Annotated in this window: 17 protein-coding genes and 2 tRNA genes; 11 read left to right on the top strand and 8 right to left on the bottom strand. The window is 65.8% G+C overall.

Annotated elements, in window-relative coordinates:
• Positions 1-34: 34 nt before the first annotated feature.
• Both ACQP2U_RS31785 and ACQP2U_RS31780 read left to right on the top strand, forming a co-directional pair.
• Positions 35-106 (top strand) — tRNA-Gln (locus ACQP2U_RS31785).
• A gap of 154 nt (positions 107-260) precedes the next feature.
• A tRNA-Glu gene (locus tag ACQP2U_RS31780) sits at positions 261-333 on the top strand.
• Positions 334-1,190: 857 nt separating this feature from the next.
• On the opposite strand, the gene ACQP2U_RS31775 is transcribed toward ACQP2U_RS31780, so the two are convergent.
• The 3 genes from ACQP2U_RS31775 to ACQP2U_RS31765 all read right to left on the bottom strand — a co-directional run bounded on the left by ACQP2U_RS31775 (position 1,191) and on the right by ACQP2U_RS31765 (position 2,752).
• Positions 1,191-1,385, bottom strand: a complete 195-nt coding sequence (locus ACQP2U_RS31775) for a DUF5302 domain-containing protein (protein WP_397032438.1) — start codon at positions 1,383-1,385, stop codon at positions 1,191-1,193.
• Positions 1,386-1,514: 129 nt separating this feature from the next.
• Positions 1,515-2,015, bottom strand: a complete 501-nt coding sequence (locus tag ACQP2U_RS31770) for a pyridoxamine 5'-phosphate oxidase family protein (protein WP_397032436.1) — start codon at positions 2,013-2,015, stop codon at positions 1,515-1,517.
• A 35-nt stretch (positions 2,016-2,050) separates the two neighbouring features.
• On the bottom strand, positions 2,051-2,752 hold the full coding sequence (locus ACQP2U_RS31765; protein WP_397032435.1) for an IclR family transcriptional regulator: 702 nt from the start codon (positions 2,750-2,752) through the stop codon (positions 2,051-2,053).
• Between the two features lie 150 nt (positions 2,753-2,902).
• Between ACQP2U_RS31765 and leuC the strand changes: the two genes are divergently transcribed.
• From leuC to ACQP2U_RS31750, 3 genes are all read left to right on the top strand, one after another.
• Positions 2,903-4,324: a 3-isopropylmalate dehydratase large subunit gene (gene leuC / locus ACQP2U_RS31760; protein WP_433710810.1), complete on the top strand. Its 1,422-nt coding sequence runs from the start codon at positions 2,903-2,905 to the stop codon at positions 4,322-4,324.
• 152 nt (positions 4,325-4,476) lie between these two features.
• Positions 4,477-5,085, top strand: a complete 609-nt coding sequence (gene leuD / locus ACQP2U_RS31755) for a 3-isopropylmalate dehydratase small subunit (RefSeq protein ID WP_397032431.1) — start codon at positions 4,477-4,479, stop codon at positions 5,083-5,085.
• 156 nt (positions 5,086-5,241) lie between these two features.
• Positions 5,242-5,892 (top strand): HU family DNA-binding protein, encoded by a 651-nt coding sequence (locus tag ACQP2U_RS31750; RefSeq protein WP_397032430.1) that lies wholly within the window; start codon positions 5,242-5,244, stop codon positions 5,890-5,892.
• Between the two features lie 166 nt (positions 5,893-6,058).
• On the opposite strand, the gene ACQP2U_RS31745 is transcribed toward ACQP2U_RS31750, so the two are convergent.
• The 3 genes from ACQP2U_RS31745 to cofC form a co-directional block, all read right to left on the bottom strand.
• The gene (locus ACQP2U_RS31745) at positions 6,059-7,003 is read right to left on the bottom strand and encodes an NUDIX hydrolase (RefSeq protein ID WP_433716643.1); all 945 of its coding nucleotides are present in this window, start codon (positions 7,001-7,003) and stop codon (positions 6,059-6,061) included.
• A 20-nt stretch (positions 7,004-7,023) separates the two neighbouring features.
• Positions 7,024-9,183, bottom strand: coding sequence for an RNA degradosome polyphosphate kinase (locus tag ACQP2U_RS31740; protein WP_433710809.1), 2,160 nt, complete (start codon positions 9,181-9,183; stop codon positions 7,024-7,026).
• A 161-nt stretch (positions 9,184-9,344) separates the two neighbouring features.
• Positions 9,345-10,037 carry a 2-phospho-L-lactate guanylyltransferase gene (gene cofC, locus ACQP2U_RS31735; protein WP_433710808.1) on the bottom strand — a complete coding sequence of 231 codons (693 nt, stop codon included), beginning with the start codon at positions 10,035-10,037 and terminating at the stop codon, positions 9,345-9,347.
• A 43-nt stretch (positions 10,038-10,080) separates the two neighbouring features.
• On the opposite strand from cofC, the gene ACQP2U_RS31730 reads away from it, so the two are divergent.
• Both ACQP2U_RS31730 and ACQP2U_RS31725 read left to right on the top strand, forming a co-directional pair.
• Positions 10,081-11,076 carry an NAD(P)H-dependent glycerol-3-phosphate dehydrogenase gene (locus ACQP2U_RS31730; RefSeq protein ID WP_433710807.1) on the top strand — a complete coding sequence of 332 codons (996 nt, stop codon included), beginning with the start codon at positions 10,081-10,083 and terminating at the stop codon, positions 11,074-11,076.
• Positions 11,077-11,131: 55 nt separating this feature from the next.
• Positions 11,132-12,229 (top strand): D-alanine--D-alanine ligase family protein, encoded by a 1,098-nt coding sequence (locus tag ACQP2U_RS31725; RefSeq protein WP_433710806.1) that lies wholly within the window; start codon positions 11,132-11,134, stop codon positions 12,227-12,229.
• A 136-nt stretch (positions 12,230-12,365) separates the two neighbouring features.
• Here the strand turns inward: ACQP2U_RS31725 and ACQP2U_RS31720 are convergent, their stop codons facing one another.
• The gene (locus tag ACQP2U_RS31720; RefSeq protein WP_433716642.1) at positions 12,366-13,037 is read right to left on the bottom strand and encodes a DUF3515 domain-containing protein; all 672 of its coding nucleotides are present in this window, start codon (positions 13,035-13,037) and stop codon (positions 12,366-12,368) included.
• Positions 13,038-13,462: 425 nt separating this feature from the next.
• Between ACQP2U_RS31720 and thiL the strand changes: the two genes are divergently transcribed.
• Genes thiL through ACQP2U_RS31700 form a run of 4 tightly spaced genes read left to right on the top strand, consistent with a single transcriptional unit; the run spans position 13,463 to position 16,505 of the window.
• The gene (gene thiL / locus ACQP2U_RS31715; RefSeq protein ID WP_433710805.1) at positions 13,463-14,578 is read left to right on the top strand and encodes a thiamine-phosphate kinase; all 1,116 of its coding nucleotides are present in this window, start codon (positions 13,463-13,465) and stop codon (positions 14,576-14,578) included.
• Between the two features lie 11 nt (positions 14,579-14,589).
• A complete protein-coding gene (locus tag ACQP2U_RS31710; protein WP_364341828.1) occupies positions 14,590-15,273 on the top strand; it encodes a uracil-DNA glycosylase in 684 nt (227 codons plus the stop codon).
• Between the two features lie 44 nt (positions 15,274-15,317).
• On the top strand, positions 15,318-15,584 hold the full coding sequence (locus tag ACQP2U_RS31705) for a hypothetical protein (protein WP_040693471.1): 267 nt from the start codon (positions 15,318-15,320) through the stop codon (positions 15,582-15,584).
• Positions 15,585-15,641: 57 nt separating this feature from the next.
• Entirely contained in the window at positions 15,642-16,505 is an 864-nt protein-coding gene (locus tag ACQP2U_RS31700; RefSeq protein WP_397032421.1) for an alpha/beta fold hydrolase, read from the top strand.
• On the opposite strand, the gene ACQP2U_RS31695 is transcribed toward ACQP2U_RS31700, so the two are convergent.
• The gene (locus tag ACQP2U_RS31695; RefSeq protein ID WP_433710804.1) at positions 16,506-17,288 is read right to left on the bottom strand and encodes an enoyl-CoA hydratase/isomerase family protein; all 783 of its coding nucleotides are present in this window, start codon (positions 17,286-17,288) and stop codon (positions 16,506-16,508) included.
• Positions 17,289-17,313: the final 25 nt, after the last annotated feature.

The raw sequence follows: 17,313 nt of genomic DNA, 5'->3' as shown, positions 1-17,313 counted from the left end.
GTCAGCCGGACACGAGGTCGAACGTCCTGGTCATTGGGGTATGGTGTAATTGGCAACACAGCTGATTCTGGTTCAGCCATTCTAGGTTCGAGTCCTGGTACCCCAGCGGAAATGTTGTTCTCCTCTCGGCGCGCGACCGAAAGTTGTTCAGCATCCGGCGATTTGGTCGCCGAGCTTCGGTCGGCTAAGCTAACCGAGCTTCCACTGATCGAAAGATCAACCGGAAAGATCACCCACTGAAATGTGGGCGATCTAGTCCTGGCCCCGTCGTCTAGCGGCCTAGGACGCCGCCCTCTCAAGGCGGTAGCGCGGGTTCGAATCCCGTCGGGGCTACGCAGAATGGGAGGCCCATGCTCATGGAGAGCATGGGCCTTTTCTGCTTCGCATTGTTTGTGGGGGTGAGACCCCCACACCCCCACCCGGAGGGCTTCGCCCCCGGACCCCCGAGTTTGGCCGGGGGCTTCGCCCCGGAATAGCAGGTCAGGGGTGCCGTTGGGTGGGTGTGGCCTTGTTTCCGCGGTGCTGGGGTGCGTTTGTCGTGGCGGCGACTGGTCGATCAGTGTTGTGAGGGGGATCCCAGGTTTTATCCGGAGGGCTTCGCCCCGGACCCTGAGTCTGGCGGGGGCTTCGCCCCGGAATAGCAGGTCAGGGGTGCCGTTGGGTGGGTGTGGCCTTGTTTCCGCGGTGCTGGGGTGCGTTTGTCGTGGCGGCGACTGGTCGATCAGTGTTGTGAGGGGGATCCCAGGTTTTATCCGGAGGGCTTCGCCCCGGACCCTGAGTCTGGCGGGGGCTTCGCCCCGGAATAGCAGGTCAGGGGTGCCGTTGGGTGGGTGTGGCCTTGTTTCCGCGGTGCTGGGGTGCGTTCGTCGTGGCGGCGACTGGTTCATCAGTGTTGTGAGGGGGATCCCAGGTTCCCTCCTGAGGGCTTCCAGCTGGCTGCCTGGAGGGCTTCGCGCTGGATCATCGGTGGGGTCGGAGTTTGCTGCGGAGCATGAGCTCAGGGATGAGTGTTGTGCGGATGTGGCGATGGTTCCTCGTTGCTGGGGCGCTTCGTCTGCTGGAGTGCAGGTTCATTGGCGTGCTGTCGAGCACGTGACCGAGTGGCGGTGGTCCGCGGGAGTGGCTCGAGGGTTTGACGATAGGAAAAAGGCCCTCCAGCGGTTTCGCTGAAGGGCCTTCTGGGGGTGTTCCTATCCGCTCTTGCGGCGGAACTCTCGTTTGTGGCTGGCGTTGCCGTGGGCGGCGGATGCCTTGGAGCGGCCGTCGAGGTGTTCGTTCGATTTGGCGTGGTGCTGGTTTTTGCGCTCCAGGGCTTCCTTGAACTTGCGTTTGACCTCTTCGGTGCTGGGTGCCGCCTTGCCGTTGGAACTTTCCGCTTCCGCCATGTCTGCTCCTCGTCGTCGCGGCCGGGTGGCGCGCCACGGGGCGTCGCCGCGCTGCCATTCTGGTCGAACACGATTGACGCTACTGTGCCGGGTGTGGCGTGTCAGGCGGATTTTTCCCGCGTGGCGCGATCAGTCGAGGGGTTGGGCGGTGGTGCCGCCCACCGGGAGTTGGGGGAGGCCGAGTTTGCGGTGGTCCCAGCTGCGCAGGCGATCCGGGATCACGCGGACCGCTATGCGCTTGTTGAGCATCTGCTCGACGAGTGGGCGGACTTCTTCGCTGTAGGGGCCGGTGTAGCGCTCCCAGACGCTCACGCCGACGGCGAAGAGCTTTTCCGGATCATCGATGATCTCGGCGTGCCCCTCGATGGAGACGCCGCGCAACTGGTCGTAGGTCTGGCCTGCTTCGACCATGCACGTTACGCGCGGGTCGCGGCGCAGGTTCACCGCTTTCTGTGATTTGGCTTTGGTCTCGAACCAGATCTCGCCGTCGATCAGGCCGTACCACATCGCGGTCAAGTGCGGTGCACCGCTCGGGCCGATGGTGGCCAGCGTCGCGATGCGGCTGCGCTGCAGGAATTCGGAAATCTCGGCGTCGGACATGACGATCTGCGCCCGTTGGTTTACTCCCATGCGCACCAACTCTAAAGGTTCGAAACTAGAACGCGTTACAGTCGCTTGTGTAGTGCGTCCGCGGCGGCGACCAGGTCGGCCGCCCAGCGTGCGCCTGGTCTGCGGCCCATGCGATCGATCGGTCCGGATACCGAGACGGCCGCGATGACATGCCCCGCGGCATCGCGCACCGGTGCGGAGACGCTGGCCACACCGCTGGCCCGCTCGGCGGCGCTCTGGGCCCAGCCGCGCTTGCGGACCTCGGCCAGTGCCCGCTCACCGAATACCGCATCGGCCAGGATGATGCGCTGCAGTTCCGTATCCGCCCAGGCGACCAGCACCTTCGCCGCCGAGCCCGCGGTGAGTGGCAGTCGCGCCCCGATCGGCACGGTGTCGCGCAGGCCGACCGGCGGTTCCAAGGCGGCGACGCAGACCCGCGCATTGCCGTCTCGGCAGTAGATCTGAACGCTCTCGCCGGTGATTTCACGCAGACGCGGGAGAATGGCCGCGGCAGCCTCGTGCAGTGGATCGGTGGCCCCGGCGGCGAGTTCGGTGAGTGCTGGTCCGGGCCGCCACAGGCCGTTGTTGTCGCGGGCGAGCAGGCGGTGTACTTCGAGCCCCACGGCGAGGCGATGGGCGGTGGCTCGGGGCAGGCCGGTGCGGGTGCATAGTTCGTTGAGACCGCATGGGTGCTCCGCGACGGCATATAACACTGACACCGCTTTGTCGAGGACGCCGATACCGCTATGCTGTCTCATAGAACGATATTAGCGTCTCGGATACTGAGAAAGCCACTTTGTGGTCCGCTCGCTCCGGACGCGTCGGAAACAGCCGAAAAACTTGTGCAGCCGTGCGCGCGCTCAGCCCGGATCGCGTACCTCGGTTGCTCGTCGGAAAGGTGATCGAGAATGGCCGAGCGCCGCACACTGGCCGAGAAGGTGTGGGAGCAGCATGTCGTCGCCCGCGGAGCGGGCGAGGGCGCCTCCCGGGAGCCGGATCTGATCTACATCGATCTGCACCTCGTACACGAGGTGACCAGCCCGCAGGCCTTCGATGGACTCCGCGCCGCGGGTCGTCCGGTGCGTCGCCCCGATCTCACCATCGCGACCGAGGACCACAACGTCCCGACGATCGATATCGATAAGCCGATCGCGGACCCTATTTCGCGCACCCAGGTCGAGACGCTGCGCCGCAATTGCGCGGAATTCGGTGTGCGATTGCATCCGATGGGGGATCTGGATCAGGGCATCGTGCACGTCGTCGGGCCGCAATTGGGTTTGACTCAGCCGGGGATGACAGTGGTGTGCGGCGATAGCCACACTTCCACGCACGGCGCGTTCGGCGCGCTGGCCATGGGCATCGGCACCAGCGAGGTCGAGCACGTCCTTGCCACGCAGACACTCTCGCTGCGCCCGTTCAAGACCATGGCGATCACCGTGGACGGCCAATTGCCGCCGGGTGTGACGAGTAAGGACCTGATTCTGGCGGTCATCGCCAAGATCGGTACCGGCGGCGGTCAGGGCTTTGTGCTCGAGTATCGCGGCGAGGCCATTCGCGCCATGTCCATGGAGGCGCGAATGACGATCTGCAACATGTCGATCGAGGCGGGCGCGCGGGCCGGCATGATCGCTCCTGACGAAACCACCTATGAATTCCTCAAAGGGCGCCCGCACGCGCCGCAGGGAGCCGACTGGAATGCCGCAGTGGCCGCCTGGGAGGCGCTGAAGACCGATGAGGGCGCCGTTTTCGATGCCGAGGTGCACATAGACGCCGCCTCGCTGACTCCGTTCGTCACCTGGGGCACCAACCCGGGGCAGGGTGCGCCGCTGGGCGAGCAGGTGCCCGATCCCGCGCGGATTACCGACGAGACGGCGCGCGAGTCCGCGGAGAAAGCGTTGCGATACATGGATTTGGAGCCGGGGACTCCACTTCGTGATGTATCGGTCGACACCGTATTCGTCGGATCGTGCACCAACGGGCGCATCGAGGATTTGCGTGCGGTGGCCGGGATTTTGAAGGGCCGCCGCGTCGCCGATGGGGTGCGAATGTTGGTTGTACCGGGTTCTATGCGGGTACGCGCCCAGGCGGAAAAAGAAGGACTGGGCGAGATTTTCACCGCGGCGGGCGCCGAATGGCGTCAGGCGGGCTGCTCGATGTGCTTGGGAATGAATCCCGATCAGCTCGCGCCGGGGCAGCGTTGTGCTTCGACTTCGAACCGTAACTTCGAGGGTCGGCAGGGCAAAGGTGGCCGTACACACCTGGTTTCCCCGCTCGTAGCGGCCGCTACGGCGGTCCGCGGCACCCTGTCCTCGCCTGCGGATCTGGACTGATCGGCGCGCGGACGCCGTTGTGTCCGCGCCGATTCGTTGTTCCACCCGCTGGCGACAGCTTGCAGGTCCCCGAAACGGGAGCCGTAGCCACTACTTGCAGGTCGCTCGAAACGATCAGCGCAAATCGTCTAATGACCCAGGAGAATCAGCAAATGGAAGCCTTCACCGTGCACAAGGGGATCGGAGTGCCGCTGCGCCGATCCAATGTCGACACCGATCAGATCATTCCGGCGGTCTACCTGAAGCGCGTGACGCGAACGGGATTCGAAGACGGACTGTTCGCAGCATGGAGATCGGATCCGGACTTCATTCTGAACACCGAACCGTATAACCGGGGCAGTGTCCTGGTAGCAGGGCCGGACTTCGGCACAGGATCCTCCCGCGAACACGCCGTATGGGCGCTGGCGGACTACGGCTTTCGCGTCGTCATCTCCGCGCGCTTCGCCGACATCTTCCGCGGCAATGCGGGTAAGGGCGGAGTGTTGGCCGCGCAGATGTCACAGAACGATGTCGAAATGCTCTGGAAGTTGCTCGAGGAACAGCCGGGTCTCGAATTGGTAGTAGATCTCGAGGCGCGCACGGTGACAGCCGGAACCGTCGTGTTGCCGTTCGATATTGATGACTACACGCGGTGGCGTCTGCTCGAAGGATTGGACGACATCGGGCTGACACTGCGGCGCAGTGACGTCATCGGCGAGTTCGAAAAGGCAAGGCCAAGTTGGAAACCCACAACCCTTCCAGCGCATATTTCGCAGGCGTAATCACCCGGTAGCGATAGCTGAGTTCGCCTTGGGGCGGTAGCTGGACGTGTGCTAAACCACATGAATTTTGGCGTGGCACATAGACTCTTGCCCAAAGTGGGTTTACCGTGGTACCTAGTCGGTCCGACGACGGGCCATTAGTCTGCGGAGGATTCAATGAACAAGGCGGAACTGATCGACGTTCTGACCGAAAAGTTGGGTACGGACAGGCGCACGGCCACCGCGGCAGTCGAGCATGTGGTCGACACCATCGTGCGCGCGGTGCACAAGGGTCAGAGCGTCACAATCACCGGATTCGGTGTGTTCGAACAGCGTAAGCGTGCGGCTCGCGTCGCGCGGAACCCGCGTACCGGCGAAACCGTGAAGGTGAAGCCCACTTCGGTGCCAGCGTTCCGTCCGGGCGCGCAGTTCAAAGCCGTTATTGCGGGTAAGCAGAAGCTGACCGCGAGCGGCCCTGCGGTAAAGCGCGGCGCGAATGCACCGGTGGCAGCCAAGAAGGCGGCCGCAAAGAAGACGGCGGCGAAGAAGACCGCCGCCAAGAAGACGACCGCTACCAAGGCGCCTGCGAAGAAGACAGCGGCCAAGAAGGCCCCGGCAAAGACGACGGCGCGCAAGGCAACTGCCACCAAGACGGCCGCGAAGAAGGCACCCGCCAAGAAGACCGCTGCCAAGAAGGCGACCCCGGCCAAGAAGTCGACGACCGCGGCCAAGAAGACCACCCCCACTGCCGCCAAGAAGACGGTCGCGAAGAAGGCGCCCGCGAAGAAGTCCGCGGCCAAGAAGGCTCCGGCTCGCCGCGCGCGCTGACGCTGAACGCGCAGTGCCGCCGAGTGATTCGGCTCCGCTAGGCGGAATCACCGGCATAACCGACTCGAAACGGCCCCGAGGTTCGCCCCGGGGCCGTTTCGGCTGTCCAGGTCTGGATTCGGTCCGCAGAAGCGACCGGATGACGGTTGTGCTCCCCCGCAGGGCGTCAGGACTTGACGATGGCGTCCGAGAGTGACCGGTCGAGGTGGTCGGCGGCGACCAGTCGACCAGAGACGAACGACAGCACCCACACACTGCCCTTGCGGTTGCGTGCGGACGGCAGCGTGATGCCGTCCCGATCGGCCCACCACCGCAGCAGATCGGGAATTACCTTGCCCTGACTGCACAGAACGCGCACCGCACGATCCGACACAAGCGACACGGCGCGCTGTCGAGCCTTGTCCGGCGCTGCGGCATAAGCGGTTTCGGAGAAATCCGGTTCGATGTTGATGGGTGCGCCGAGCTTGTCCGCCAGCGGTTCCACCGTCTGGACGCAGCGCTCCGGATCGGCCGAATATATCTCGGATGCACCGAATGCCAGCAGATTCGGGACCAACGCGTCGGCTTGTGCCCGACCGGCCCGCTCCAGCGGACGCTGCTCGTCCGGACCGTCGAATCGGTGCCTGCTGCCCGCTTTGGCATGCCGCACTACAAGCAGTGTGCTGGTGGCGGCAGGCAGCCGGGTGAAGGCGCGCATCACCTGTCGGTCCATCGGATACGACAACTGGTCCATCACCCGGTCCAAGGTGTGCCACGACAGCACATCGACCTCGGAATTGGCGCTGAATTCACCGCCGCGAACCTCCGCGGCCCAATAATCGACCCGCTTGAGTTTCCGGTGACCAGGAATTGGATAGGTGACATGCCCGAGGTAGCGGCCGAGCCGGCAGTCGAGGCCCGTTTCCTCGCGGACCTCACGCACGGCGGCGAGCACCGGCGTCTCGCCCGGATCGAGTTTGCCTTTCGGCAGCGACCAATCCTGGTACTTGGGGCGGTGCACCACGGCGATCTCGATGCTGCTGGATTCAGCGGCCGCTCTGCGCCACAGCACCGCACCCGCGGCGTGAATGTTGGCTGTTACCCGGGGATCCCAGAACGGTCCCCCGTCCATTTCGTATCCCGTCGCACTGCTCACTGCTGATCCGGTCTCCGCACTCGCATCATGAATTCCTGGTGGTCTCGCACTTCGATGCCGTTGCGATCGGCACCGTCGGGCGAGGCATGCCAGCTCCCGTCGGCTTGGAGTACCCAGCAGCGGGTCGTCGGATACAACGCCGAGTCGAATACCGACCCCAACTGCTCGCACAGCTTCGGATCCTTCACCTGCGCCATGACTTCCACACGCCGATCCAGATTCCGGTGCATCATGTCGGCGCTGCCGATCCAGTATTGGTCCTGAGCCTGGAAGTGCATGATCCGCGAATGCTCCAGGAATCGACCCAGAATCGAGCGCACCTCGATGTTCTCGCTCATTCCCTCGACACCGGGCCGCAGACCGCAGATGCCGCGCACCACGATCTGCACCGGTACATCGGCCTGAGAAGCTCGGTAGAGCGCGTCGATGACTTGCTCGTCGACAATTGCATTGGCCTTCATTCGGATTCGCGCCGGGATGCCCTGCTGTGCCAGCTCGATCTCGCGCTGGATCCGTTCGATGATTCCGGCGCGCACACCCTGCGGTGCGACAAGCAGGTTGCGGTAGTTCGCCTTTCGCGAGTAACCGGTCAGTGAATTGAAGAGATCGGTCAGATCGGCGCCGATTTCCGGTGCGGCGGTGAGCAACCCGACGTCCTCGTACAGACGCGCGGTCTTCGGATTGTAGTTGCCGGTGCCGATATGGCAGTAGCGGCGGATGGTCGAACCCTCGCGGCGCACCACCAGGCAGGTCTTGCAGTGCGTCTTGAGGCCGATGAGGCCGTAGACCACATGCACCCCGGCCTGCTCCAGCGCGCGGGCCCATTTGATGTTGGCCTGTTCGTCGAAGCGGGCCTTGATTTCGACCAGTGCGACGACCTGTTTACCCGCCTCGGCCGCGTCGATGAGCGCGTTCACGATCGGAGAGTCACCGGAGGTGCGGTACAGGGTCTGCTTGATCGCGAGCACCTGCGGGTCGGCGGCGGCCTGTTCGATGAAACGCTGCACGCTGGTGGAAAACGAGTCATAGGGGTGGTGCACCAGCACATCGCCCTCGCGCAGCGCCTGGAATACATTGCGAGGGGTTTCGCGCTCGCCGAACGCGGGCGGTGTCGCGGGCACATACGGTGCGTCCTTGAGATTGGGCCGGTCAACGCCGTACACCTGCCACAGGCAAGACAGGTCCAGCAGCCCGGGCACCTGAATCACATCATCTGGATCGACCTCGAGTTCGCGCAACAGCAGATCGAGCATGTGCTCGGTCATATCGTCGGAGACCTCTAGTCGAACCGGCGAACCGAAGCGGCGACGGGCGAGTTCGCGTTCCAGCGCCTGCAGCAGATCCTCGTCGCGATCCTCGTCGACCTCGAAATCAGCATTGCGGGTGATCCGGAACGAGTGGTGTTCGACGACCTTCATACCCGGGAACAGCAGCTCGAGGTGCGCGGCGATCAGTGCTTCCATCGGTAGGAAGGCCGCGACCGGGGAAGCGGAGTCGGTGCGCCGCACGCGAATGAAGCGGTCGACATTGTCGGGCACCTTGACGCGGGCGAAATGCTCACCGCCGGTGGAGGCATCCTTCACCGTCACCGCGAGGTTGAGACTCAGGCCGCTGATGTAGGGGAACGGGTGCGCCGGATCCACCGCGAGCGGGGTCAGTACCGGAAAGACCTGATCCTGGAAGTAGGCCGAGAGGCGTTGGCGCTCATCGTCGTCCAGGTCGGACCAGTCGATGACCGCGATACCCTCCGCGGTCAGCGCGGGCAGAACCGAGTCGAGGAAGACGCGGGCGTGGCGGTCCGCAATCTCCTGGGCGCGTGCCGCGATCAGCTCCAATTGTTCACTGGGCGAACGGCCGTCGGCCGAACGCACCGAAAGTCCGGTCTCCGCACGGCGTTTGAGGCCGGCGACGCGGACCATATAGAACTCGTCCAGATTCGAGGCGAAGATCGCAAGGAATTTCGCGCGCTCCAACAGCGGGAGCGACGCATCCTCGGCAAGCGCGAGCACCCGGGTGTTGAAGTCGAGCCAACTGAGTTCGCGGTTCAGGTAGCGATCACGTGGCAACCGCTGTGCGGCGGCATCCTCGGCTGGCGGTGTCGCGGCGGGCAGTGGGGTCGGCAGCACTTGTTGTTTGACGGTTTCGATATCGCTCATGCCGGCGCCTCGCTGGCACGCGGCAGCGACATGCGCGATGCACGCTGGCTCCGGAATCGCTTGCTTCGCTCACTCACGACAACGATCATCCCTTACGAAGCGGGCCCTGTGCAGCCCGACAGCATCATTGCCGTGTGTATCACGCCTGATGTGGCGACCGGCTAGCACACCCGGCGTACCCGTTCGTGAATGTGAATCGGCCAACCGATGTCGTGCAGGACGGCAGCTGTCGAATCGCCCGCGCCGAGTTCGACGGCGCGGTCCAGATCGTCGGCGGTATCGACGTCGAGCCGCAACCCGGGCCAGTCACCGGGCAGGTCGACCGCGCCCGCGGCGATATGTCGATGCGCCGAGCCGGGGCCGAAACGCGGATCCAGCGGTGCGGCAGTATCGCGGACCAACAGCGCGGCCGTGCCGCTGCCCGTGTGATCGACGACGACGGAGCGGACGCCCACCGGCGCGGTGGTCAGCATGTCCGAGAGTTCGTGTGGGCGCACGGCGGGCAGATCCGCCTGCAGGGCCAACAATTCGATCGGGCCGTGCCGGTGCCGCAATGCGGTGGCCGCGTCGGTAAGTGCGGTATTCAGGCCGTCCGGATCGCTCGCGTCGATGACCTCGCGCCGAGGTTCGGGATGGACCACCACGCCGAGCGTGCGCGCCAGCTCGGCGACGACCGGATCCGGGGTCACCACGGTGACCGATGCGATCCGCGCAACCGCGACGGCGGCGGAGACGGTGTCGGCGAGCATGGCGAGCACCAGCCGGGCCCGGTGTTCCGGGCGCAGCCGATCAGCCAGGCGGCTCTTGGCGCTATCGAGGCTCTTGACCGCGATCACGGCGTGCAACGCATGCATGGTGTTGATCCTTCCATGAGTGGTTCCATGGCATATTGGGCAGATGACGAGGGCGGCAGTGCTGGGCGCGGGATCATGGGGCACCGCGTTCGCGAAGGTGTTGGCGGACGCGGGAACCGACGTCACGATCTGGGCCAGGCGGCCCGAGGTGGCCAAGGCATTGGCCACCGAACATCGCAATCCGTTCTATCTGCCCGATGTGCAACTACCCAGCGTGGCCGCGACCCACGATCACACAGAGGCGCTCGACGGCGCCGATATCGTCGTGCTCGCGGTTCCGTCTCAATCACTGCGCGCGAATCTCGAGACGTGGCGGGACTCGATCGGACCGGATGCCGCGCTGCTGAGCCTGGCCAAGGGCATCGAGACCGGCACGCTGCTGCGGATGAGTCAGGTCATCGGTGCGGTGACCGGGGCCGACGAGAGCCGCATCGCGGTGCTGTCCGGCCCGAATCTGGCCAAGGAGATCGCCGCCGAGCAACCCGCGGCCACCGTGATCGCGTGCAGCGATGCCGCCCGTGCGGCATCGCTGCAGCAGGCGTGCGCCAACGGCTACTTCCGGCCCTACACCAATACCGATGTGATCGGCTGCGAGATCGGTGGCGCATGCAAGAACGTCATCGCGCTGGCCTGCGGCATCGCCTCGGGGATGGGGTTGGGCGACAACTCGATAGCAAGCCTGATCACGCGCGGGCTGGCCGAGATCATCCGACTCGGGGTCGCACTCGGCGCGGAGCCGGTCACCTTGGCGGGGTTGGCCGGGGTCGGCGATCTGGTCGCCACCTGCACTTCGCCGCTATCGCGCAACCGATCGTTCGGGCACGTGCTCGGGGCGGGCGGGTCCATGGAAGCGGCCCAGGAGGCCACCCATGGTCAGGTCGCCGAGGGTGTGAAGTCGTGCACATCGGTTCGTGCGCTCGCCGCCGCGCACGATGTCGAGATGCCACTCACCACCTCGGTGCACCAGGTGTGCCATGAGGGCCTTTCGGTGCGCGACGCGGTCGGCAATCTGCTGGGTCGGCGGATCAAACCGGAGTAGGGGCGAATCCGGGCGCGAGGTTGGTTCGGCATCCATAACGGGTACGGTTCGGTGCATGACGAACCGGATCAGGGTTGCTGTGGTGTTCGGCGGGCGCAGTAACGAGCACGCCGTCTCGTGTGTGTCGGCTGGCAGCGTGCTGCGCAACCTCGATCCGGAAAAGTACGAGGCCGTGCCCATCGGCATCACCCGTGACGGTGCCTGGGTGCTCGGTGGTTCCGAGGTGGCGGCGCTCGGGTTCAAGGACGATGCGCTGCCCGCGGTCGACAGCAGCGGCACCGCGTTGACGCTGGCTGCCGATCCGAGCCGGTCCGGCTCACTGGTCGCGCTCGATGACCCGAGTGCGGCGCTCGGATCGGTGGACGTGGTGTTCCCCATCCTGCACGGCCCGTTCGGCGAGGACGGCACGCTGCAGGGCATGCTCGAGCTAGCGGGGGTGCCCTATGTCGGGCCCGGCGTGCTGGCCAGCGCGGCGGGCATGGATAAGGAATTCACCAAGAAGCTACTCGCCGCGGAGGGGCTGCCGGTCGGGCGGCAGGTGGTGCTGCGGCGTGGGACCGACACGCTCGACGCGGACGATCGGGCGCTGCTGGGCCTACCGGTGTTCGTCAAACCGGCCCGTGGTGGTTCCTCGATCGGTATCACCAAGGTCACCGATTGGAGTGCGTTGGACGCGGCTATCGCGACGGCGCGCGAACACGATCCGAAGGTGATCGTGGAAGCGGGCATTGTCGGACGCGAGGTCGAATGCGGCGTGCTGGAATTCCCGGACGGGCGGGTGGCGGCCAGCGTGGTCGCCGAAATCCGGATGCCCGAGGCCGATGCCACGGTGCCGGAGTTCTACGACTTCGACACCAAATACCTCGACGATGTCTGCGAATTCGACGTTCCGGCGAAGCTGGACGACGATGTCTGCGACAGTGTCAGGGAACTCGCGGTGCGGGCATTCAAAGCGCTCGACTGCCAAGGGTTGGCGCGGGTGGACTTCTTCGTCACGGCGGACGGCCCGGTGATCAATGAGATCAATACAATGCCCGGATTCACCTCGATTTCCATGTATCCGCGGATGTGGGAGGCGACCGGAATCGACTACCGGGCCTTGGTTTCCACGCTGATCGAGACCGCGCTCGCACGGGGTACGGGGTTGCGCTAGAACCGCGTCCGGACTACTCGCCGAGCGTAGTGATTTGGCGGTCGAATCCGGTGTGGGCGACCACCATTCGACTGCACTCGACGAGCAGTCCGGACGCGGCGGCAGGTTGGTGCGGATGGGCGGGAGGTGTGGTTGGTCAGTTCGGCAGCGGTCCGGGATCGATGGGCCGGGTGGGGAGTTTCGCGGTGATCGTGTCCGAAACCCCTTGCAGCGGAGTGGGACCGGAGCCGTCGGGGACGGTCAGTGCGATATAGGTTTCGCGGTCGACGGCGAACCAGGTGCTGGCCTTGGCGGCCGCATCGCGGACCTCGAACCATTGCACGCCATTGACGATCTGCAAGGGCGATGCGCGGTTGAACTCCAACGGTCGTTCCAAACCGCAGCGCAATACGATGGCGTCGCCGCCGTCCTTGCGCTGCCAGGCCCGCGTCGCGGGGGGAGCCGGTTCCACCAGCGTGGATTTGGAGTAGTCGCCGAGATCGACGGGCAGCTCGGGCAGCAGGGCGGTGCACGCGGGTCCGTCGGCGGCGGGTGCCGGCACTGGTCCGAGGACCAGGGGTTCACGTTCGGTCGGCGCGCGGTGGGCCAGCACCGCGGCGACCAGAACGGCGACGACCAGCACGACCGGGAGTGCGACTGCGGTCGCGATGAGCGCGGGCGGGTAGCCGCCGGGTTCGGTTGCGGATTCAGCGCTCGCGGGCTCGGCATCAGCGTCACTGGCTGAGGCTGTTGCGGAGTCGGCGGGCTCGGCATCGGCATGACCGGCTGGGGCCGCTGCGGGCTCGGCATCGGCGGCTTCGGTGGCAATGGCTGAGGTTTTCGCGGGCTCGGTGGGCTCGGCGTTGTTGGCCGGGGCTGAGGCTGTTGTGGAGTCGGCGGGCTCGGCGTCCGCGGCATCGGTTGAAGCTGCTGCGGGCTCGGCATCGGCGACCGGGGAAGAGCTCTCGGCTCCGGGGCGATCGGCAGCGCTGTCCGCAGCCGAATCGGTCGTCCCGTTCGACAGCTCGGCCTTCGACGACTCCGCCTCCGACGAATCGCGGTCCGACGACTCCGCCGACATACTCACCGATCCTTCCTGTTCGCGCTGGTGCGGTCCGGTCACCTGCGGGATGGGTGCCGCGCACCGGCCTGGTAGTACTCGATTGCCCTGGAAAGGGTACCCTCGGGGCGATTTCAGCCAGCACGACGCCGGGAAGGGGCCAGGTCATCAGCGAAAGCACGCGGCCCAGGACAGTGCGTGAGCTGGGGGAGTTCGCACTGATCGAGCGGATCAACACAGGACGGGCGCAGGCGCCCGGTGTGCTGCTCGGCCCCGGTGACGACGCCGCCGTGGTGGCCGCGCCGGACGGTCGGTTCGTGGTCACCACCGACATGCTGGTCCAGGATCGACATTTCCGGCTCGGCTGGTCCGATCCGCGCGATATCGGGCGCAAGGCGATCGCACAGAACGCCGCCGATGTGGTCGCGATGGGAGCCGTCCCGACCGCGTTCGTCGTGGCTTTCGGCTGTCCGGCCGATACGCCCCTGGAGCTGGTGGACGGGCTCACCGACGGGATGTGGGCCGAGGCGGACCGCGCGGGCGGCTCCATCGCGGGCGGCGATGTCGTGCAAAGCCCGCAGTTGGTCATCTCGGTCACCGCCTTCGGCGATTTGGACGGCCGCGCGCCGATCACCAGAGCGGGTGCGCGCGTGGGGGATACGGTCGCGCTGGTTGGTCGCCTCGGCTGGTCCGCGGCCGGGTTGGCAGTGCTGACCGGCGGATTCGATCCGGCAGACGAACTCTTCGCCGAAGCTCTCGCGGCCCATCGGGTCCCACAGCCGCCCTATTCCGCCGTGCTGGCCGTGGTCGCCGATTTCGCTGCGGGAGTGGATAACTCGGGCGCGGCACCGGCGCAAGGAGTGCTCGGCTCGGAGCACATCGGGGTATCGGACCAGACGAATGCGACAGAGTTCGGGTCCGAAGGGATTATTGGATCTCCCACCGAGTTGCCCGCGATACCGACCGCGCTCACCGATATCTCGGACGGATTGCTCGCGGATCTGGGGCATATCGCCGAGGCATCCGGAGTCGCCATCGACGTCCACTCGAAATCATTGCGCGATCCCGCTCTAGCGACAATCGCGCGCGGTCTGGATGCCGATGCGACGCAATGGATTCTGACCGGCGGTGAGGATCACGCCTTTGTCGGAACCTGGCCCGCGCAGCGGGATCTGCCGCCCGGTTGGGTGCCGATCGGACGCGTGCTGGCAGGTCACGGCGTCACCGTCGACGGGGCGCGGCAGCCGGGCAAAGGGGGCTGGGAATCGTTCAGCGGGGTGGACTCGGCATCCGCGCCCGAGCCACGATAGGTTGTGCGGTCATGGGCGCGAAACCACTGACGGAAATCATGGATCCGGGTTGGGCGAAGGCTCTCGAACCGGTTGCGGCACAGATCTCGGCGATGGGCGAATTCCTGCGCGCGGAGAATGCGGCGGGGCGCGGTTATCTACCGGCCGGTGACAATGTGCTGCGCGCCTTCCAACGTCCGTTCGATGCGGTACGCGTATTGATCGTCGGCCAGGATCCGTATCCCACGCCGGGACATCCGATGGGCCTGAGTTTCTCTGTCGCCCCGGATGTTTCGCCGGTGCCGCGCAGCCTGGCCAATATCTTCGCCGAATACAGCAAGGACCTCGGCTACCAAACCCCGTCCAACGGCGACCTGAGCCCGTGGTCGGATCAGGGCGTGCTGCTGCTGAACCGAGTTCTGACGGTTTCGCCGGGCCAGCCCGCCTCGCACCGCGGCAAAGGCTGGGAAGCGGTGACCGACCAGGCGATTCGCGCGCTGGTGGCCCGGGACGAACCGCTGGTAGCGATCCTGTGGGGTCGTGACGCGCAGACACTGAAACCGCAGCTCACCGCGGCCGAGGTGCCCTATATCGAATCCGTGCACCCGTCGCCCCTGTCGGCCTCGCGCGGCTTTTTTGGTTCGCGACCCTTCTCACGAGTGAATGAACTACTCGACGAATTGGGTGCCGAGCCTGTTGACTGGCGCCTGCCCTAGATCCCGGGCGTCGAGGTTAAAAAACAGTAGAGGAGCACGATTTCATGCAGAACAAGACCGTTCGCGGCGCACTGCGCGGTACCACCGCCACGCTGGCCCTGTGCGCGGCCCTGGCCGGCGGCAGTGCGGCGGCGAATGCGGCCGGGTTGCCGCTCGAGCCCGCCACGGAGACCTCCGCGCCGAAGACCGCCGCTCCGGTCGGCGAGGAATTCACCTCCAATGGCTCCTCGACCATCTCGTCCTCGGTGAATGCCAAGGTCGCGTGCCTGCTGCAGAACACCATCAGCGCGCAGGGCAAGTGGGACTGCTGAGGTCCCATTGACCGGGGCTCGCATGAGCCCCAGCGGTAACTGTGCGATCCTCGGATCGTGAGTAATGCGAACAACCTTCTCGATCCGATCCGGCTGCGACTGCGCGGTTCGGATGGGATCGAGCTGGCCGCCGACCAGTTCGGCCCGGCGGACGGCCCGCTCGTCCTGTTTCTGCACGGTGGCGGTCAGACCAGACACTCGTGGAAGCAGACCGGTGCGAAGCTGGCCGCCGCTGGGATGCGGGTCGTCACACTGGACGCGCGCGGCCACGGCGACAGCGCGTGGTCGCCGAACGCCGACTACCGGCGCGCCACGATGGTCGCGGACCTCGTCGCGGTCCTCGAACAGTTGGCCGCCCCCGCCGTCGTGGTCGGCGCGAGTATGGGTGGGATGACCGGCTTGCTCACCACCGCGGATCCGGGCGGCGCCGCGATCACCGCTCTGGTGCTCGTCGATATCGTCGCCCGTCCCGAACCCGCCGGTGTCGCGCGGGTGATCGACTTCCTCGGCAAACATCGCGACGGCTTCGACAGCCTCGAGCAAGCCGCTGACGCGGTCGCCGAATATATGCCGCATCGGCCCAGGCCCAAGAACACCGATGGGCTGCTCCGCAATCTGCGACAGCGCGACGGTCGCTGGTACTGGCATTGGGATCCGGATATGCTCGGCGACCGCGTCGAGGACGCGAGCGAAATGGTGCAGCAGTTGGAGGCAGCCGCGCGGGCCCTCACCATTCCCGTGCTGCTGGTGCGCGGCATGCAGTCCGACGTGGTGACGCCGGAAGGTGCTGCGGAATTCCAGGCTCTGGTGCCGCATGCGCAGCTGGTCGAGATCGGCGGCGCGGCGCATACCGCGGCCGGCGACGACAATGATTCGTTCACCGACGCGGTCGCGAAATTCGTGCTCCAAGTGCGCGATTAACTACCGATTCCGGTAGTCGGGCTTGCGCTTTTCGACGAAGGCATCCACGCCCTCGCGCCCGGCCGGGCTGTTCGCCGCGGCACTGATGGCGTCGCGCTCGTAGTCGAGCTGATCGCTCAGCGTCGACGAATTCGACCGTGCCAGTAGCGATTTGATGCTCGCATAGGCCGATCGCGGTCCGGCGGCGAGGGCTCGGGCCACATTCAGTGCCTCGGCGCGCACCTGCTCGTCATCGACGAGTCGGCTCAGGATGCCGAGACGCACTGCCGTTTCGGCGTCGAGAATCGCATCGGTGAGCAGAATTTCGCGGGCGCGTCCGGCGCCGACGATCCGCGGCAGCGTCCAGGACATGCCGCCGTCCGGGCTCAGCGCGATGCCCGGATACGCCGGGCGCACCTTGGTACTGGGACCGCCGATCGCGATATCCGCCACGCACACCAGACTCATCCCGGCCCCGGCGGCCCAACCCTGCACCCCGGCGACGACGGGCACGATGGTCTCGTCGAGAGCGCGCACGAATTCGTGCAGATCGGTCGCGAGGCCGTAGATATGACCGGCGCGATCCTCGGCTGCCGCGAAGCCGCGCACATTGCCACCCGCGGAGAAGTTCGGTCCGGCGCCCGTCAACAGCACGGCCCCGATCTCGCGGCTCGCGGACCGCAGCGCCTCGGTGCCCGCGTTGATACCCGCGAAGTCCAGCGAAGTGCCGTTCGCGGCGGTCGAGATGGTGATTTGTAGGACGCCGTCGACGACGGTGACGTACTCGGTGTGCGTGGAAGTCATGGCCAGCACATTAGCTCCCCGCCTC

The sequence above is a fragment of the Nocardia sp. CA-084685 genome (assembly GCF_050955785.1).
Classification (GTDB): domain Bacteria; phylum Actinomycetota; class Actinomycetes; order Mycobacteriales; family Mycobacteriaceae; genus Nocardia.
Note: the sequence above shows the minus strand (reverse complement) of the source record. Positions and strands in the feature narration are given on the sequence as shown.

What these genes read in the sequence shown, in the direction of transcription:
- ACQP2U_RS31775 (WP_397032438.1), bottom strand. Translation starts at nt 1,385, where the DNA reads ATGGCGGAAGCGGAAAGTTCCAACGGCAAGGCGGCACCCAGCACCGAA.
- ACQP2U_RS31770 (WP_397032436.1), bottom strand. Translation starts at nt 2,015, where the DNA reads ATGGGAGTAAACCAACGGGCGCAGATCGTCATGTCCGACGCCGAGATT.
- ACQP2U_RS31765 (WP_397032435.1), bottom strand. Translation starts at nt 2,752, where the DNA reads ATGAGACAGCATAGCGGTATCGGCGTCCTCGACAAAGCGGTGTCAGTG.
- leuC (WP_433710810.1), top strand. Translation starts at nt 2,903, where the DNA reads ATGGCCGAGCGCCGCACACTGGCCGAGAAGGTGTGGGAGCAGCATGTC.
- leuD (WP_397032431.1), top strand. Translation starts at nt 4,477, where the DNA reads ATGGAAGCCTTCACCGTGCACAAGGGGATCGGAGTGCCGCTGCGCCGA.
- ACQP2U_RS31750 (WP_397032430.1), top strand. Translation starts at nt 5,242, where the DNA reads ATGAACAAGGCGGAACTGATCGACGTTCTGACCGAAAAGTTGGGTACG.
- ACQP2U_RS31745 (WP_433716643.1), bottom strand. Translation starts at nt 7,003, where the DNA reads ATGGACGGGGGACCGTTCTGGGATCCCCGGGTAACAGCCAACATTCAC.
- ACQP2U_RS31740 (WP_433710809.1), bottom strand. Translation starts at nt 9,183, where the DNA reads ATGAGCGATATCGAAACCGTCAAACAACAAGTGCTGCCGACCCCACTG.
- cofC (WP_433710808.1), bottom strand. Translation starts at nt 10,037, where the DNA reads ATGCATGCGTTGCACGCCGTGATCGCGGTCAAGAGCCTCGATAGCGCC.
- ACQP2U_RS31730 (WP_433710807.1), top strand. Translation starts at nt 10,081, where the DNA reads ATGACGAGGGCGGCAGTGCTGGGCGCGGGATCATGGGGCACCGCGTTC.
- ACQP2U_RS31725 (WP_433710806.1), top strand. Translation starts at nt 11,132, where the DNA reads ATGACGAACCGGATCAGGGTTGCTGTGGTGTTCGGCGGGCGCAGTAAC.
- ACQP2U_RS31710 (WP_364341828.1), top strand. Translation starts at nt 14,590, where the DNA reads ATGGGCGCGAAACCACTGACGGAAATCATGGATCCGGGTTGGGCGAAG.
- ACQP2U_RS31705 (WP_040693471.1), top strand. Translation starts at nt 15,318, where the DNA reads ATGCAGAACAAGACCGTTCGCGGCGCACTGCGCGGTACCACCGCCACG.
- ACQP2U_RS31695 (WP_433710804.1), bottom strand. Translation starts at nt 17,288, where the DNA reads ATGACTTCCACGCACACCGAGTACGTCACCGTCGTCGACGGCGTCCTA.